We start from the raw sequence: 16040 nt of genomic DNA on the forward strand, positions 1-16040 counted from the left end.
GAACATCCTCCGGGCACCCCCCACTCGCCGAACCGCGACAACACACACGGACGCGATCTTGTGTGGATCGGTTCCGCAGGAGTCCGCACCGCTGCCAGCGCCCGGCCACCGGGTCAGTCGCGACGCCGTGCGGCGGACGAGTGCGCGCAGGGGAGGGCGTCAGTCGGTGATCTTGATGCGGATGCGGCGGAAGCCGCGGCCCTTGTTCTCGATCTTGGCGACCGTGATGCGGCCGATCTGGCGGGTGGAGGCGACATGGGTGCCGCCGTCCGCCTGGGTGTCCAGGCCGACGATGTCGACGATGCGCACGTCCTCGACCTCGGGCGGGACGAGGTTGGTGGCGGTGCGGATGATGTCGGGGATCGCGAACGCCTCGGCGCGCGGCAGCGTCTTGACGTCGATGCGCCGGTCCTTGGCGATCTCGGCGTTGCAGGCGTCCTCGATCGTCTGCTTGAAGCCCGGCGGCACCTCGCGAAGATCGAAATCCATGCGGGCGACCAGCGGCTCCATATTGCCTCCTGTGACGGGGCAGCCGTAGTCGCGGAAGACCACGCCGCACAGCAGGTGGAGCGCCGAGTGGGTGCGCATCAGGGCGGTGCGGCGCTCGTCCTCCACGGCGCCGCGCACGGACGTGCCGACGGGCGGGATCGGATCGCCTTCGACCGGGATGAGCCGCAGGTCGTCGCCCTTGCGGACGCCCGCGATGCGGGTCTGGACTCCCTGCCACAGCAGCACGCCGTGGTCCGGCGGCTGCCCTCCCCCGCCGGGGTAGAAGGCCGACCGGTCGAGAACGATGCCCTCTTCGTCGGCGTCGAGCACGACCGCGTCCCATTCGCGCAGGGTCTGGTCGTCGAGTTCAAGACGGGCGGTGCGCCCATGGTGGTACGACCCCATGGTCCGACTCTAGGGGAATGTGGGACGGCAGAGGCGGTCTTCCCAGCGCCGTCCGGTGGATCGTCCCGCAGGCGGCTCCGCGCTCACAATCGTCACCTCGGCCACATCGCGCTCGGCCCGGGAATTGCCCGGGCCGGGGCGTGGACGAAGATCCATAAAAACGTTAACCGCAGGTCGGGATTCCTCTCCGACCTGCGGTTTCATCGGTACCCCCGAGCGGATTCGAACCGCCGTTACCGCCTTGAGAGGGCGGCGTCCTAGGCCACTAGACGACGGGGGCCTGTCTTTTGTTCGGCCTTTGCGATCTCTCGCTCGGGCCTCGCCCAGCTTACCGGACGATCTCCTTTTGTTCGAATCGGTTCTCGGCGAATCGCTTCGGACCAAGGAGGCGGGTCTTACCGATCGAGATCGGGGGGGACCCAGCTGGGGTACCAGGACTCGAACCTAGACTAACTGAACCAGAATCAGTCGTGCTGCCGATTACACCATACCCCACTGTGGTACGGCTCCCCGCCGGTGTTACCCGGCCGGTCGCTCGCGCCTCGAAGAGAATACAGGAACCGGGGACCGCGAACCAAAACGATTAGCCGACAGGCGGTGAGGCCGGTGCGGCAGTGGCCGATGGGGCGCGGTCACGCGGCGGCGGAGGGCGGAGGCGGCGCTGCCAAGGAGGGCGTCACCTCGCAGGCGGACGCGCCGGAGGCGGGCGCCCCCGGCGTGTTCAGCGGCGGGTGAAGTCGGGCGGGCCGATGTGGTCGTGGCCCCATTCGACCAGGGGACGCAGCCGGCGCCAGTACTCGCGCACCCGGTGCACCACCTCGGGGGTCTCCATCCAGGGGTCGGCGGGCCAGCCGTGGTGGGCGTACAGGGAGCGGTGGCGCAGCAGGTCGAGCCGGGGGTGGTCGGCGGGGACGCCGCGCGGCCGGGTCTTGAGCCGGTCGCCCGCGATCTCCAGGTCGGCCGCGCGCAGCTCGTCCACGATCGCCTGGAGCCGCTCGCCGGGCGGCCCCTGCACGGCCTCCCGGTAGCGCCGCAGCTGCTCGGGGGTCGGCGCGTACATGCCGCCCGCCACCATCAGCCCGTCGGCGTCGATCTGCACGTAGTAGCCGCCGACGTGCGCGCCCTGGTGGGTCTTGTAGGGCGTCTTGTCCGCTGAGAAGCGCAGGTCGCGGTAGGGGCGGAACAGCTTGGCCGCCCCGAACTCCTCCTCCAGCTCGGCGCACAGCGCGAGCATGGGCTCGCGCACGCAACGCTCGTAGGCGTCGCGGTGCGCAGCCCAGTAGCCTTTGGAGTTGTCGGCGAGGAGCCCGGCGTAGAAGTCGAACGCCTCGCCGGGAAAGCCGGTGAACGACACGGCGCCCCCTCATCCCCGGTCACGGCGGTGGGTCCACGCTACGCGCCGGGTACGACGGAACGGCTAGTCGCGGGCCACCACGCGGTTGGTGAGCTCGCCGATGCCCTCCACCCGCACGGTGACCTCGTCGCCGATCTCCAGCGGGCCGACCCCGGCCGGGGTGCCGGTCAGGATGACGTCGCCGGGCAGCAGCGTCATGACCTGGCTGACGTACTCGACCAGCGCGGGGACGTCGTGCAGCAGCAGCGAGGTGCGGGCGTCCTGGCGGACCTCGCCGTTGACGGAGGTGCTGATGGCCAGGTCGGACGGATCGACCTCGGTCTCGATCCACGGGCCGAGCGGGCAGAAGGTGTCAAAGCCCTTGGCCCGCGTCCACTGCCCGTCCTTCTTCTGCAGGTCGCGGGCGGTGACGTCGTTGGCGCAGGTGTAGCCGAGGATCACCTCGGGGACGCGGGAGGCGGGCACCTCGCGGCACATCCGGCCGATCACCACGGCCAGCTCGCCCTCGTAGTCGACCCGCTGCGTCAGCTTCTCGGGGTAGGCGATCGCCTCGCCGGGGCCGATGACCGCGGTGGACGGCTTGGCGAAGATCACCGGTTCGGCGGGGGGCTCGCCGCCCATCTCCCGGGCGTGGTCGGCGTAGTTCTTGCCGATCGCGATGACCTTGCTGGGCAGGATCGGCGCCAGCAGCCGTACGTCGGCCAGCGGGTACCGCACGCCCGTGAAGGTCAGCTCACCGAACGGATGGGCCGCGACCGCGGCGACGGTGTTCTCTTCGACCACCCCGAAGGACATGCCCTCCTCGGTGGAGAACCTGGCGATGCGCATGTCCGGAAGCCTAGTACGGGTCCCGGGGCGGCCCGTCCGGCAGGTCACCCGGCCGGACGGGCCGCCCCGCAAGGGGCGTTCCTCGCCCCGCCGCGACGCCGAGGCCGGTCAGAAGCCGCACGGGGCGCCGTTCACCCGGCAGTTCCGGAGGTCGGCGGGGGTGCCCTCCGCGCCGAACCGCACCTCCCAGGTGGCGCCGACCGGGATGGGCCGGGCGCCCTCGATGTTGCGGATCTCCACCGCGGACCCGCCGCGCACCAGCCGTCCGCCCCAGATGTTCTTGACGTTCGCGCCGGGCACCTCGAAGGTGATCCGCCAGTCCGTCAGCGGCGCGCCGGTCCGGTTGGTCACGGTGAACTCGCCCTCGAAGTAGCCGGGGTCCTGCTGGACGACCTGGTAGGTGATCCCTTCGCCGCGGACCAGGGGCCCCGGCGGGGGCGCGGACAGGGGCGGCGGCGTGTCGGCGGTGCCCGTGGACGGAGCGGCCCCGCCGGGCGCCTGCGAGGACGGCTGCGCGGCCGCCCCCGGGGACTCGGTGGGCGCGGGCTCCTCGGCACCCGGCGACGGCGGCGACGGCGCGGACGTCGCGGTGTCGCCGCCCGGCGCCGTCGGGGACGCGGCCGGCGACCGCCGTGCGGCGGCGGGCTTGTCCTCACCGCCGCCCAGCGTGAACACGATGGCACCGGCCGCGGCGATGACGGCCGCGACCGCCAGCACGACGATCGGCACCAGCAGCCGCCTGCGGTTCGGCGTGGCGGGCTCCGGGGTCGCCGGCATGCCGAGCGGAGGGCTCGGGGACTCGACCGGCGGCGGGCTCTGCGGCCCGGTCTGCACGTCGTCCGGCCCCGGCGCCGAACCGTCCGGCCGGGGCCCCGCGGGGGCGGCGGGCGTCTCGACGACGGCGGACGCCAGCGTGTACGGAGTGGGCGGCATCTCGTTGCCAGCGGGCCGCTCGCCGGTCCCGCCGCTGTCGGCTCCGGAGCCGAACTGCATCGTCCACGGCTCCTCACCGGGCACGGCGGCAGAGTCGTCCCTCGCCGTCTCCGAGGGACCGCCGACGGAAGCCGCACGCCCGGACGGGCCGTCCACGGACGTGGCGTCAGGGTCCCGCGACGCGTCCACGACGGCGTCGCCCTTCTCGGCCTCGGAGCCGAACTGCATCGTCCACGGCTCCTCGCCCGGCACGGCGGCCGACCCGCCGGCCACCGTCTCGGAGACGCGGTCGGCGGGCGCCGGGCGCCCGGACGGACCGTCCACGGACGTGGCGTCAGGGGCCCGCGACGCGTCCACGACGGTGTCGCCGGTCTCGTCGGCCTTGATTTTGGGGATCCCGAACTCGGCCGTCGTCCGGTGGTCCGGGGGCACGTGTCCCGGCTCGTGACCGCTCACCTGCGTCACCCTTTCCGCGCTGCGTCGTCTACTGACGGATGCGACGACGGGCGGGCGCGCCCGGTTCAGGGTCGGCCGAAATCGGATCTTCAGGACGTGGCGGCCGGTTCGGGCACACCGCGCCGGGCGGCCCGCCGCTGGTGGCGGTTGAGCATGTCGGTCACCAGCTCGATGGCGTCCGGGGTGGCGGCGTCCCGGCCGCTGGACGCGCAGGCCACCGACAGCCAGCGGGTCGCCTCGGCCAGCAGCACGTCGCAGGCGCCGGGCGGCCGCTCGTCGGCCAGCCGTCCCAGCACGTCCACCAGCGCCAGCGCGGCGCGCGGATGGCCGGACTCGGCGGCGCGCCGGAGCCATCCGGCGGCCTGCTCCAGGTCGCCTTCGCTCTCGTACAGCGTGCCGAGCCAGTAGGCGAAGTCGGGCCACTCGCTGCACGCGCCGTCCTTCGCTCTCCCTGCCGGACGCGGGTCCCCCAGCGGCTGGGGACGCGAGGAGGGGACGGGCATGACGGCGCTCCGGTGTTTCGGTTGACAGGTCGGGACGGCCCGGCGCCGCGCAGCGTCGACGCACGGCGGCACCGGCCGAGCTACATATCGTGGCGACCGGCGTCCCGTTTCGCCACTGATTTGCCAGCTTTGTTAACAATGCCAGTAAAAACCTGGTCGGCCCGCGCGCAGGCCGTCCCCGCCCGGGCGGCCCGAGCGCCGAACCGCGTACGGTTGTGGTGATCGCCGACAGGTTCGACCGAGGGGGCGTGACCGTGTCCGTCGTGAAGATCAACGTGCTGACCGTCAGCGAGGAGATGCGCGCGGAGCTGGAGAAGCGCTTCGCGGGCCGGGCGGGGCTGGTGGAGTCCGCCGACGGATTCGAGCACTTCGAGCTGCTGCGCCCCGTCGAGGGCACCGACCGCTACCTCGTCTACACGCGTTGGCGCAGCGAAGAGGATTTCCAGCGCTGGACGCAGAGCCAGGCCTTCCAGCGCGGCCACGCCCAGGCCGCCGCGGACGCCGAGCGCGCGGGCGCCCAGGGCCACGGCCATGGGCACGGGCACGGGCACGGCGGTCCGGCGGCCGCGGCGGCCGAGCTGTGGAGCTTCGAGATCGTCCAGGAGGCCGACCCCAAGCCCGCGTCCGGCTGAGCCGCCCGGCGCGCCGCCGCGCCCGCGCCCGGACGGTCAGCTCGCCTCGTAGCCGGCGTGCAGCAGGCAGTAGGTGACGGCCTGCTCCAGGGCCTGCCAGGACGCGGCGATGACGTTCTCCTCCACGCCGACGGTGCCCCACTCGCGTTCGCCGTCGGAGGACTCGATCAGCACGCGGGTGCGGGCGCCGGTGCCGTGCGCGCCCTCCAGGATGCGCACCTTGTAGTCGACCAGCTCCAGCCGGGCCAGCTCGGGGTAGAGCCGCTCCAGGGCCAGGCGCAGGGCGTTGTCGAGCGCGTTGACCGGGCCGTTGCCCTCCCCGGTGGCGACGATCCGCTCGCCCTTGGCGTGCAGCTTGACGGTGGCCTCGGTGACCATGGAGCCGTCGGGGCGGCGCTCCACGATGGCCCGCCACGACTCGACCTCGAAGTGCCGCTGCCGCACCCCGGTCAGCTCCTCGCGCAGCAGCAGCTCGAACGAGGCGTCGGCGGCCTCGAAGGTGTACCCGGCCGACTCCAGCTCCTTGACCCGCTCGACGACCCTGCGCGCCTTCTCCCCCGACAGGTCGTAGCCCAGCTCGCGGCCCTTGAGCTCGACCGAGGCGCGGCCGGCCATGCTGGACACCAGCATCCGCATGTCGTTGCCGACGGCGGCCGGGTCGATGTGCTGGTACAGGTCGGGGTCGACCTTGACCGCCGAGGCGTGCAGCCCGGCCTTGTGCGCGAACGCCGACACCCCCACGTACGGCTGCTGGGAGCCGAGCACGACGTTGGTGACCTCGGAGACGGCGTGCGCGATGCGGGTCATCTCGGCCAGCTGCTCGTCGGACACCAGCCGCATGCCGCGCTTGAGCTGCAGGTTGCCGATCACGGTGAACAGGTTGGCGTTGCCGCTGCGCTCGCCGTAGCCGTTGGCGCAGCCCTGGACGTGGGTGGCGCCCGCCTTGACCGCGGCCAGCGAGTTGGCGACGGCGCAGCCGGAGTCGTCGTGGCAGTGGATGCCGACCCGGGCGCCCACGCCCACCACCTCGTGGACGATGTCGGCCAGCTCGTCGGGGAGCATGCCGCCGTTGGTGTCGCACAGCGCGATCACGTCCGCGCCCGCCTCGGCGGCGGTGCGCACGACCTCCAGCGCGTAGGCGGGGTTGGCCCGGTAGCCGTCGAAGAAGTGCTCGGCGTCCAGGAAGACTCGTTGGCCCTCCGCACGCAGGTGGGAGACCGTGTCGCGGATCATCGCCAGGTTCTCCTCCAGGGTGGTGCGGAGGGCCAGTTCGACGTGCCGGTCATGGCTCTTGGCGACGAGCGTCACGACCGGCGCGCCGGATTCGCGCAGGGCGGCCACCAGGGGGTCGTCGGCGGCCTTCGCGCCGGGCCGGCGGGTCGCGCCGAACGCGGCGAGCTGCGCGTGCCTCAGGTCGAGCTCGGTGCGAGCGCGCCTGAAGAACTCGGTGTCCTTGGGGTTGGCGCCGGGCCAGCCGCCCTCGATGAAGCTCACGCCGAGGTCGTCCAGGTGGCGCGCGATGGCGAGCTTGTCGCCGACGGAGAGGTTGAGGCCCTCCTGCTGGGCGCCGTCCCGCAGCGTGGTGTCGTAGACGTGGAATCCGTCGCCGTGCATGTCGCAGTCCCCTCCAGGGATGGAAAGCAGCCCCGCCGGAATAAAAAAGACCTCTCACGGACGTGAGAGGTCTGCGCGCCGGCGGTGTCCCGAAATCAGTCGCCGGCGCGCCAGCCGATAATGACAAGGCTGAGGCGCATGGTGGTCACAGTCTGCCACATCCGCCGCGCTGTTGAGACATCGGTCTCGACTGGTGAGACGGATGTGGCGTGCCGTGACGTATGCGCCGGAAGGGACCGCGGACGGTCAGCAGATCCTGTGGACCCAGCCGTAGGGGTCGGGGCGGTTGCCGTACTGGATGCCGATCAGCTCCTCGCGCAGCCGCATGGAGACCGGGCCGGGCTCGCCGTCGCCGATCGTCCAGGCGCGGTCGGCGCCCTTGACGCTGCCGACCGGGCTGATCACCGCGGCGGTGCCGCAGCCGAACACCTCGGTGATCTCGCCGGACTCGCAGCCCGTCTGCCACTCGTCGATGCTGATCTTGCCCTCCTCGACCGGGATGCCGAGGTCGGGGGCGAGCTTGAGCAGCGAGTCGCGGGTGATGCCGGGCAGCAGGGTGCCGGTGAGGGCGGGGGTGAGCAGCCGCGCGTCGGCGCCCGAGCCGTACACGAAGACCAGGTTCATCGACCCGACCTCCTCGACCCAGCGGTGCTCGATCGCGTCCAGCCAGACCACCTGGTCGCAGCCGTGGGCCACCGCCTGGGCCTGCCCGGCGAACGAGGCGGCGTAGTTGCCGCCGGTCTTGGCCTCGCCGGTGCCGCCGGGCGCGGCCCGGGTGTAGTCCTGCGACAGCCAGACCGACACCGGCCGGATCCCCTTGGCGTAGTAGTTGCCGGACGGGGAGGCGATCACCACGAACAGGTACTCGTCGGCGGGGCTGTTGACGCCGAGGGCGCGGGTCGTGGCGAACATGAACGGCCGCAGGTAGAGGCTGTGGCCCTCCCGGGTCGGCACCCAGTCGCGGTCGGTCTCGACCAGCAGTTCCAGCGACCGGACGAACAGCTCCTCGGGGATCTCCGGCATGGCCATGCGGCGGGCCGAGCGGTTCATGCGCGCGGCGTTGGCGTACGGGCGGAAGGTGACGATCGCCCCGTCGGCCTGCCGGTACGCCTTGAGCCCCTCGAACAGCTCCTGCGAGTAGTGCAGGACCTGGCTGGCGGGGTCGAGGGCGAGGGGGCCGTACGGCTCGAGCCGGGCGTCGTGCCAGCCCTTCCCCTCGGCGTACCGGATCGTGATCATGTGGTCGGTGAAGTACTGGCCCCATCCGGGATCGGCCAGGATCGCCTCGCGCTCGGCGGTACTGCGCCGCCGCTCGGAGAGCCTGATGTCGAAGTCCAGGGTGCTGCTCATGATGGGTCCTCTCCCGGATCGCCCGCCCGGCCCCGTCGCCGTCCGGGCATTCCTATCCTCATTGTCGTACTTCGTCCAGCCCTGCTCCCTATCGCGGCGCACACGAAAAACCGGGCGCGCCGCGTCGGCGCGCCCGGTGCTGTGGCTTGTCTCGCGTGAGCGGTCCGGCCGGGGCGCGCCCTAGCCGGCTACTCGCTCGGCGATCGCGTCGCCGATCTCGGCGGTGCCCCGGGCGGGGCGGCCGCGGCGGGCGGCCAGGTCGTCGGCGACGGCCTGCTCGACCCGGCGGGCGGCCTCGGGGGCGCCGATGTGGTCGAGCAGCATGGCCACCGACAGGATGGTGGCGGTCGGGTCGGCCTTGCCCTGCCCGGCGATGTCGGGAGCGCTGCCGTGCACCGGCTCGAACATCGACGGCGCGGTGCGGTCGGGGTTGACGTTGCCGGAGGCGGCCAGGCCGATGCCCCCGGCGATGGCGGCGCCGAGGTCGGTGATGATGTCGCCGAACAGGTTGTCGGTGACGATCACGTCGAACCGCTGCGGCGCGGTGACGAAGAACATGGTGGCCGCGTCGACGTGCACGTAGTCGGTGGCGACCTGCGGGTACTCCTGGCCGACCCGCTGGACGACGCGCTGGTACAGGTCGCCGGCGAAGGTGAGCACGTTGTCCTTGTGCACCAGGGTCAGCTTGCGCCGAGGCCGGGAGGCCGCCTGCTCGAAGGCGTACCGGACGACGCGCTCGACGCCGTAGGCGGTGTTGACGCTCTCCTGGGTGGCGATCTCCTGCGGGGTGCCCTTGCGCAGGACGCCGCCGACGCCGGCGTACGGGCCCTCGGTGCCCTCCCGGACGACGACCATGTCGACGTCCTCGGGCTTGACGCCCGACAGCGGCGTGCTCATGCCGGGGAACAGCTTCACCGGCCGCAGGTTGACGTAGTGGTCCAGCTCGAACCGGGCCCGCAGCAGCAGCCCGCGCTCCAGCACGCCGCTGGGCACGCTGGGGTCGCCGACCGCGCCCAGCAGGATCACGTCCTGGCCGCGCAGCTCCTCCAGGACCGCGTCGGGCAGCGTCTCGCCGGTGCGGTGCCAGCGGGCGGCGCCCAGGTCGTAGGAGGTCTGCTCGAACTTCAGGTCGTGCGCCGGAGCGACGGCCTCCAGAACCTTCAGACCCTCGGCGACGACCTCGGGGCCGATCCCGTCGCCGGGGATGACGGCCAGACGGATGCTGCGGGATGCCATGCGCGCACTCTACTGCAAACGTCTCAGTTCCTGAGCATCGGTCTCACCTTTTGGGATGAATGTCTCGTGTCGGCACCCGCCGGGGTGCGCCCCGCAGACGGGCGCCGCCCCTGCTCAGCGCGGTACCGGGGGGGGCGCCGCCCCGGTTCGGCGGAGAAAGGGGGCGGCGCCCCGGTGCAGGGCAGGTCGCGCCCGGGTCAGCCGCAGGCCGTGCCGTTGACGGCGTACGCCTGCGGTTGCGGCGTGTCGCTGCCGTTGGCGGTGAAGCCGATGTTCACCGTCTCACCGGCCTCCAGGTCGGCGTTCCAGGACGGACCCTTGACCGCGACCGTGGTGCCGCTCTGGCTGAACGTGGCGTTCCACCCGCTGGACACCGTGACGCCCTGCGGAACGTCGAACGTCAGCGTCCAGTCCCGGAACGTGCTGGAGCCGGTGTTGGTCACGTCCACGCTGCCCTGGAAGCCCCCGGACCAGCGGTTGACGACGGTGTAGGCGACCTGGCAGGCGCCCGAGTCGGTCGGCGGGTCCGTGGGGTCGCCGCCGTCCCCGGGCGTCGGCGGGATCAGGTACGGCTGCAGGATGCTCTGCTTGGCCTGGTTCACCGTCGTCCAGTCGTCGTTGAGGATGCCACCGGTGTCCCCGGAGTTGGGGTTCCACGACCAGTACGTGAAGCTCATCCCCGTGACCCCGGTGCCCGCGTAGGCGAGCAGCCTCTCCAGCCACACCTTGTCCTTGGGGTCGGCCAACGTGGTGCCGAACTCGCCCAGCAGCAGCGGGGCGGTGTTCTGCTTGTAGAGGTAGCCCCACTGCTGGTCCCAGATCGCCGGCAGGTTGTCGGGGAAGTCGGCGGCGTCGAACCAGGGCTGGCGGTAGACGGAGATGCCGTACTCGTGCGGCGAGTACACCAGCCGGTTGGGCACGTCCAGCCGCACCGGGTACTCCCCGGCCTTCGACAGGTTGCCGCCCCACCAGCCGCAGTGCTCGTCGGGGATGTCGTCCCAGGAGTTGGGGTTGCCGCCGCTGGGGCAGCTCACGCCCTCGACGAAGATCAGCCAGTCGGGGTTGACCGACAGGATGGCGTTGCCCGCGCGCTCGGCCGCCAGCCGCCAGTCGCGGGCCGGGTCGCCGCAGCCCCAGCACGCGCCGGTGCCGCCCGGATCGGTGCCGTCGGCGTGCGGCTCGTTGTGCAGGTCGGCGCCGATCACGGTGGGGTTGCCCGCGTAGCGGCGGGCCAGCGCCTTCCAGTCCTCGATCCACGTCGTCTCGGAGACGGCGGGGGTGTACCACAGCGCCGACTGGCCCGCGCTGGTCGGCCGGTGCCGGTCCAGGATCACCCGCATGCCCTTCTGCCCGGCGTAGGCGATCACCTTGTCGAGGATCTCCAGCGGGTGCAGGCCCGCCAGGTCGGGGTTGGAGACCGCGTCGACGCTGGTGGCCTGGGCGTCCGGCTTCAGCGCATCGTTGGAGTAGGGCACGCGCAGCGTGTTGTAGCCGAGCTCGGCCATCTGGTCGAGCATGGACCGGTAGCCGCGCGACCACAGGCCGTGGAAGGTCTTGTTGTCGGTCTCCATGCCGAACCAGTTGATGCCGGTCAGCCGGACCGTCTGGCCGGTGGCGTCGACGATCCGGTTGCCGCTGGTGCTGAGGTATCCGGTGCCGGTGCCTGCAGGGGCCGCGGCGGCGCCCGGCGGGCGGACCAGCACGGCCGTCAGCGCGGCGGCCACGAGGCTCAGGCAGACGGCCAGCGCGGCCATCGCCCGCGCCACCGGCGGTCGTACAGCTGCGGGACGGGTCATGGCTCGGGCGCCTCCAGGTCGGGGGAACGGGTCGGAAAGCAGATGCGGTCGCGGTTCGTGGGAGCGAACGCGGAGGGCGAATCGCCGGAGATTGTGGGAACGCGCCGTCCGCAGGGTCAACGAACCGCGGACCGGGCGGCGGATTTTCACGCCGTCCGCCCGTACGGCGCCCGTTCCACCTCGTGAAGCGCCGCCGCGTCCGCCGCGGCGCCCTTTCACGGGGCGGGCGCGGCCCGCACCGCCCGCTTGAGTGACAGAGCCCGTACTTGACGCTGGACCACCGCAAAGGGGACGCTCTTGTCGACAAGTGCACATCGAGGCGACGGTGCGCAGGAACCTGGTGCGAATCCAGGACGGTCCCGCCACTGTGACCAGGGAGCCTCCCCCACTCGACGACCACGGCCGGAAGCCCGGCTGGAAGGTCGGCGGGAGGCGCTGATCTGGGAGTCAGGACACTGACCCGTCGTCCTCCCGCAACCGGGGCGAGTGAACCCCGTGAGGAGACCTTGAGATGGCCCAGACCGCCGTTTCGTCGACGCCTGCCGGCGAGCGTCCGGCCCCCGTCCGCATCCCCCTCCGCCAGGTCCTGCCGTGGGCGGTGTTCGCCGCGGTGCTCGGCCTGGTGCTGATCTACTTCGTCGGCGCCGAGCAGGGCGCCACCTCCCTCATCGGCGGCAACTGGGTGCACGAGTTCACCCACGACGGCCGCCACCTGCTCGGCTTCCCCTGCCACTGACCGGCGGGCCGGTGCGCAGATGATGAGATCACTGCTGGTCCGCGGCATGCTCGCCGGGCTGGCTGCGGCAGCGCTCGCGCTGCTCGTCGCCTGGCTGTACGGGGAGCCGCAGGTGGAGCACGCCATCGCCGTCGAGGAGGCCCACGCCGCCCACGAGGGCCACGGGGGCCACGAGGAGGAGGTCGTTAGCCGCACGGTGCAGAAGACGGCCGGGCTGATCACCGCGCTCGGCGTGTACGGCGTCGCGCTCGGCGGGCTGTTCGCGATCGCGTTCGCGGTCGCCTACGGCCGCATCGGCGCGTTCGGCGCCCGCGCCACCGCCGCACTGGTCGCGCTGGGCGGGTTCGTGGCCGTCGAGCTGGTGCCGTTCCTGAAGTACCCGCCGACGCCCCCGGCCGTCGGCAACCCGGACACGATCGGCGGCCGTACCGCGCTGTACTTCGGCATGGTGGCGCTGGGCGTGCTGTCGGTCGTCGCCGCCGCCATCGTGTTCCGCCGCCTGCTGCCCAGGCTGGGGGCCTGGAACGCCGCGATCGCCACCGCGGCCGGGTTCGCGGTCGTGCTGGCGCTGGTGTACCGGCTGACGCCGACGCCGGACGCGGTCGCCGACGGGTTCCCGGCCACGGTGCTGTGGGACTTCCGGATCGCGTCGCTGGGCGTCCAGGTCGCCCTGTGGGCGACGCTGGGCCTGGTGTTCGGCGTGCTCGCCGAGCGTGCGGTTCGGCGGCCGTCACCGGCCGCCGCGGCGGCCTGATCGGCGCGCCCTCCTGCGCCGTGCCGGCCGCTCAGGCGCGGCGCAGGAGGGCGCAGTCGCCGCACATCTCGCCGCCCGGCGGCACCCGGTAGTACAGGCAGCAGCTGCGGCGGACGAACCCGTCCGGGGTGAACGAGCCGGTGCCCGCCAGCGGCGCATGCCCGAACAGCTCCCGCACGAGCGTGCCGACCGGCTCGGCCAGTTCGGGCCTGAGCGTGCCGGCGCGCAGCGTTCCGGCGAGGGCGGCGGACGCGTTGCCCCACAGCAGGCCGTCCGCGAGCCGGACGATCCGCAGCAGGGTGGCGCGCAGCGGCCGCAGCTGCCCTTCCACGACCGTGCGGTGCACGAGCCGGGCGGTGGCGGCGGGGTCGCCGGCGGCGCGCCAGCCGCCGGGGTCGGCGAGCCAGAGCGCGATCGGCGCGCCGGGGGCCCAGCGCCAGTGCAGCCCGGACAGGTCGGGTACGACGCCGTGCGCCGCGGCCGCCACCACGGGCGACCACAGCCGCGACGCCAGCCCCTGGAAGAGGATGGACGCCGCCACCCGGCGCTCCGAGGTGCCCAGCCGCCGCGCGTAGGCGTCGGTCAGCCCGCCGAGCCGCGCCGGGTCGGGTTCGGGCAGGGGCCGCCAGGTGGGGTCGGCCTCCTCGGCGGGGTCGGTGGCGATCTGGAAGTAGGGGCCCAGCCGGGCCGCGTCCGCCAGCGCCCGGCGGACCTCGTCCGCTCCCGCCCGGTCAGGTGCCGCCATGTCGGCGATCATGCCAGGCCGCCGCCCGTCCGGCGGGAGCGGACCAGCGGGTCAGCGGGCGGAGCGGCCGCCGTTGTCGCGGCGGTCCAGGGCCGTCTGCAGCGCGCGGGCCGCCTCCTCGGCGGCGTCGTCGGCAGGCGTGGGCGTGGTACCGGAGTTGCTCATGATCGCTGTTCCTCGTGGTGGTTCGTCGGAAGAGTGAACGACGGGCTTACGGCCGGCACCCTGCTCCGCGGCGGGTCGCCGGCCTGCCGTATCAGGCCCCGCCGCGGCGGCGAAGGATGCGTACCACCAAGCGCATGACCCTGCCCACGTTACCGGCTCGATTCCCGGAATGTCCCGATCCGTGGCCGAACTTTCCGAATGCTGAGACAGTCGGCGAAGAATCCGCAGGTGGGGGCCGTCCCGGGGAGGCCCGGGGCGAACAGCAAGGCGGGCGGGGCGCGCCGAGCGCACCCCGCCCGCCTCTGCGGAGGTCAGCCGTCGAGATCAGCCGTCGAGGTCAGCCGTCGAGGTCAGCCGTCAAGGTCGACGCGGCGGCCCATCTCGGCGCCGATCTCGTCCCGGATCACGTCGATGAGCTGGGTCGGGATGGCCGAGTCGACGGTCAGCGCGATCAGCGCGGTGCCGCCCTTGGCGTCCCGGCCGACCTGCATGCCGGCGATGTTGACGCCCTGGTCGCCGAGCAGCCGGCCGACCACGCCGACGATGCCGGGCCGGTCGCTGTAGGAGAAGAACGCCATGTGGTCGGTCGGCGACAGCTCCATGTCGTAGCCGTTGATCTCCACGATGCGCTCGTGGTGCTTGGGGCCGGTGAGCGTGCCGGAGACCGAGACCACCGTGCCGTCGCCCATGGTGCCGCGCACCTGGACCACGTTGCGCCAGTCGGGGCTGTCCTCGGTGGTGGTGAGGGTGATCTCGACGCCGCGGTCGCGGGCCAGCAGCGGGGCGTTGACGAACGTCACCGACTCCTCGACCACGTCGGCGAACACGCCCTTGAGCGCGGCCAGCTCCAGCACCTTGACGTCGTGCCCGGCGATCTCGCCGCGCACCACGACCTCCAGCCGCACCGGCACGCCGCCGGCCAGGGCGGTGAAGATGCGGCCGAGCTTCTCGGCCAGCGGCAGGCCGGGCTTGACGTCCTCGGCGACGGCGCCGCCCTGCACGTTGACCGCGTCGGGCACGAACTCGCCGGACAGCGCCAGCCGCACCGAGCGGGCCACCTGGGTGCCGGCCTTCTCCTGCGCCTCGTGGGTGCTGGCGCCCAGGTGCGGGGTGACCACCACGTTGTCGTGGTGGAACAGCGGGCTGTCGGTGCACGGCTCGGTGCTGAACACGTCCAGGCCCGCCCCGGCGACGCGGCCCTCCTTGAGCGCCAGGTCGAGGGCGGCCTCGTCGACGATGCCGCCGCGCGCGGCGTTGATGATGCGCACGCTGGGCTTGACCATGCGCAGCTCGCGGTCGCCGACCAGGCCGAGGGTCTCGGGGGTCTTGGGCAGGTGGACGGTGATGAAGTCGCTCTCGCGCAGCAGCTCCTCCAGCCCGACCATGCGGACGCCGAGCTGCGCGGCGCGGGCCGCCTGCACGTAGGGGTCGTAGGCGATGATGTTCATGTCGAAGGCGGCCAGCCGCTGGGCGACCAGCACCCCGATGCGGCCGAGGCCGAGCACGCCGACGGTCTTGCCCTGCAGCTCCACGCCGGTGTACTTGGAGCGCTTCCACTCGCCCTGCTTGAGCGCGGCGTGGCCCTGCGGAACGTTCCGGGCGGTGGCCAGCAGCAGCGCGATCGCGTGCTCGGCGGCGGTGACGATGTTGGAGGTCGGGGCGTTGACGACCATCACCCCGGCCTTGGTGGCGGCCTCGACGTCGACGTTGTCGAGCCCCACCCCGGCGCGGGCCACCACGCGCAGCTTGTCCGCGTGCTGGAACACCTCGGCGGTCACCTTGGTGGCGCTGCGCACGATCAGCGCGTCGACGTCGGCCACGGCCGGAAGCAGGGCGGCCCGGTCGGACCCGTCCACGTACCGGACGTCGAAGTCGGCCTCCAGCTCGGCGATTCCGGCCGGGGAGAGTTCTTCTGCGACGAGGACGACAGGCTTGCTCAAGGAAGATCCTTCGGAAGATGTCGGGCAGATGAAATCGCGAGTCACCCCGTCGTGCCCCCGCACCTACCGAGTTTAGACCCCCGGCCCGCGCGCTCCGACGGCGG

The 16040-nt window shown here is 72.6% G+C and carries 14 protein-coding genes, 2 tRNA genes and 1 riboswitch; of the genes, 3 read left to right on the plus strand and 13 right to left on the minus strand.

What is annotated here, in order from left to right:
- Positions 1 to 159 precede the first annotated feature (159 nt).
- The 7 genes from ABD879_RS24045 to ABD879_RS24075 all read right to left on the minus strand — a co-directional run bounded on the left by ABD879_RS24045 (position 160) and on the right by ABD879_RS24075 (position 4968).
- Positions 160 to 894 (minus strand): alanyl-tRNA editing protein, encoded by a 735-nt coding sequence (locus ABD879_RS24045; RefSeq protein WP_345023851.1) that lies wholly within the window; start codon positions 892 to 894, stop codon positions 160 to 162.
- 207 nt (positions 895 to 1101) lie between these two features.
- Positions 1102 to 1174, minus strand: a tRNA-Glu gene (locus ABD879_RS24050).
- 143 nt (positions 1175 to 1317) lie between these two features.
- A tRNA-Gln gene (locus tag ABD879_RS24055) sits at positions 1318 to 1389 on the minus strand.
- Between the two features lie 226 nt (positions 1390 to 1615).
- On the minus strand, positions 1616 to 2248 hold the full coding sequence (locus ABD879_RS24060; RefSeq protein WP_345023852.1) for a DUF2461 domain-containing protein: 633 nt from the start codon (positions 2246 to 2248) through the stop codon (positions 1616 to 1618).
- Between the two features lie 63 nt (positions 2249 to 2311).
- Positions 2312 to 3076 carry a fumarylacetoacetate hydrolase family protein gene (locus tag ABD879_RS24065; RefSeq protein ID WP_345023853.1) on the minus strand — a complete coding sequence of 255 codons (765 nt, stop codon included), beginning with the start codon at positions 3074 to 3076 and terminating at the stop codon, positions 2312 to 2314.
- Positions 3077 to 3184: 108 nt separating this feature from the next.
- Entirely contained in the window at positions 3185 to 4465 is a 1281-nt protein-coding gene (locus ABD879_RS24070) for a cellulose binding domain-containing protein (protein ID WP_345023854.1), read from the minus strand.
- Between the two features lie 89 nt (positions 4466 to 4554).
- Entirely contained in the window at positions 4555 to 4968 is a 414-nt protein-coding gene (locus tag ABD879_RS24075) for an SEL1-like repeat protein (protein ID WP_345023855.1), read from the minus strand.
- Between the two features lie 254 nt (positions 4969 to 5222).
- Between ABD879_RS24075 and ABD879_RS24080 the strand changes: the two genes are divergently transcribed.
- On the plus strand, positions 5223 to 5600 hold the full coding sequence (locus tag ABD879_RS24080) for an antibiotic biosynthesis monooxygenase family protein (RefSeq protein ID WP_345023871.1): 378 nt from the start codon (positions 5223 to 5225) through the stop codon (positions 5598 to 5600).
- Positions 5601 to 5636: 36 nt separating this feature from the next.
- Here the strand turns inward: ABD879_RS24080 and cimA are convergent, their stop codons facing one another.
- From cimA to ABD879_RS24100, 4 genes are all read right to left on the minus strand, one after another.
- Entirely contained in the window at positions 5637 to 7214 is a 1578-nt protein-coding gene (cimA, locus tag ABD879_RS24085; protein WP_345023856.1) for a citramalate synthase, read from the minus strand.
- A 246-nt stretch (positions 7215 to 7460) separates the two neighbouring features.
- On the minus strand, positions 7461 to 8564 hold the full coding sequence (locus tag ABD879_RS24090) for a branched-chain amino acid aminotransferase (protein WP_345023857.1): 1104 nt from the start codon (positions 8562 to 8564) through the stop codon (positions 7461 to 7463).
- Between the two features lie 180 nt (positions 8565 to 8744).
- The gene (locus ABD879_RS24095) at positions 8745 to 9800 is read right to left on the minus strand and encodes a 3-isopropylmalate dehydrogenase (RefSeq protein WP_345023858.1); all 1056 of its coding nucleotides are present in this window, start codon (positions 9798 to 9800) and stop codon (positions 8745 to 8747) included.
- Between the two features lie 197 nt (positions 9801 to 9997).
- Positions 9998 to 11596: a cellulase family glycosylhydrolase gene (locus ABD879_RS24100; RefSeq protein WP_345023859.1), complete on the minus strand. Its 1599-nt coding sequence runs from the start codon at positions 11594 to 11596 to the stop codon at positions 9998 to 10000.
- Positions 11597 to 11884: 288 nt separating this feature from the next.
- A riboswitch (cobalamin riboswitch) is annotated at positions 11885 to 12074 on the plus strand.
- A gap of 33 nt (positions 12075 to 12107) precedes the next feature.
- Here ABD879_RS24100 and ABD879_RS24105 point away from each other — a divergent pair.
- Both ABD879_RS24105 and ABD879_RS24110 read left to right on the plus strand, forming a co-directional pair.
- On the plus strand, positions 12108 to 12332 hold the full coding sequence (locus ABD879_RS24105) for a CbtB domain-containing protein (RefSeq protein ID WP_345023860.1): 225 nt from the start codon (positions 12108 to 12110) through the stop codon (positions 12330 to 12332).
- A gap of 19 nt (positions 12333 to 12351) precedes the next feature.
- Positions 12352 to 13086: a CbtA family protein gene (locus ABD879_RS24110; RefSeq protein WP_345023861.1), complete on the plus strand. Its 735-nt coding sequence runs from the start codon at positions 12352 to 12354 to the stop codon at positions 13084 to 13086.
- A gap of 31 nt (positions 13087 to 13117) precedes the next feature.
- Here the strand turns inward: ABD879_RS24110 and ABD879_RS24115 are convergent, their stop codons facing one another.
- Together ABD879_RS24115 and serA are read right to left on the minus strand one after the other, a co-directional pair.
- Positions 13118 to 13831 (minus strand): (2Fe-2S)-binding protein, encoded by a 714-nt coding sequence (locus ABD879_RS24115; protein ID WP_345023863.1) that lies wholly within the window; start codon positions 13829 to 13831, stop codon positions 13118 to 13120.
- Between the two features lie 515 nt (positions 13832 to 14346).
- Entirely contained in the window at positions 14347 to 15936 is a 1590-nt protein-coding gene (serA, locus tag ABD879_RS24120; protein ID WP_345023864.1) for a phosphoglycerate dehydrogenase, read from the minus strand.
- Positions 15937 to 16040 lie beyond the last annotated feature (104 nt).

It is taken from the genome of Actinomadura keratinilytica (assembly GCF_039539665.1).
In the GTDB taxonomy this organism is placed as follows: domain Bacteria; phylum Actinomycetota; class Actinomycetes; order Streptosporangiales; family Streptosporangiaceae; genus Spirillospora; species Spirillospora keratinilytica.

Excerpts from the sequence above, each read along its gene's own strand:
- ABD879_RS24045 (WP_345023851.1), bottom strand. The coding sequence starts at position 894 with ATGGGGTCGTACCACCATGGGCGCACCGCCCGTCTTGAACTCGACGAC.
- ABD879_RS24065 (WP_345023853.1), bottom strand. The coding sequence starts at position 3,076 with ATGCGCATCGCCAGGTTCTCCACCGAGGAGGGCATGTCCTTCGGGGTG.
- ABD879_RS24075 (WP_345023855.1), bottom strand. The coding sequence starts at position 4,968 with ATGCCCGTCCCCTCCTCGCGTCCCCAGCCGCTGGGGGACCCGCGTCCG.
- cimA (WP_345023856.1), bottom strand. The coding sequence starts at position 7,214 with ATGCACGGCGACGGATTCCACGTCTACGACACCACGCTGCGGGACGGC.
- ABD879_RS24090 (WP_345023857.1), bottom strand. The coding sequence starts at position 8,564 with ATGAGCAGCACCCTGGACTTCGACATCAGGCTCTCCGAGCGGCGGCGC.
- ABD879_RS24095 (WP_345023858.1), bottom strand. The coding sequence starts at position 9,800 with ATGGCATCCCGCAGCATCCGTCTGGCCGTCATCCCCGGCGACGGGATC.
- ABD879_RS24100 (WP_345023859.1), bottom strand. The coding sequence starts at position 11,596 with ATGACCCGTCCCGCAGCTGTACGACCGCCGGTGGCGCGGGCGATGGCC.
- ABD879_RS24105 (WP_345023860.1), top strand. The coding sequence starts at position 12,108 with ATGGCCCAGACCGCCGTTTCGTCGACGCCTGCCGGCGAGCGTCCGGCC.
- ABD879_RS24110 (WP_345023861.1), top strand. The coding sequence starts at position 12,352 with ATGATGAGATCACTGCTGGTCCGCGGCATGCTCGCCGGGCTGGCTGCG.
- ABD879_RS24115 (WP_345023863.1), bottom strand. The coding sequence starts at position 13,831 with ATGGCGGCACCTGACCGGGCGGGAGCGGACGAGGTCCGCCGGGCGCTG.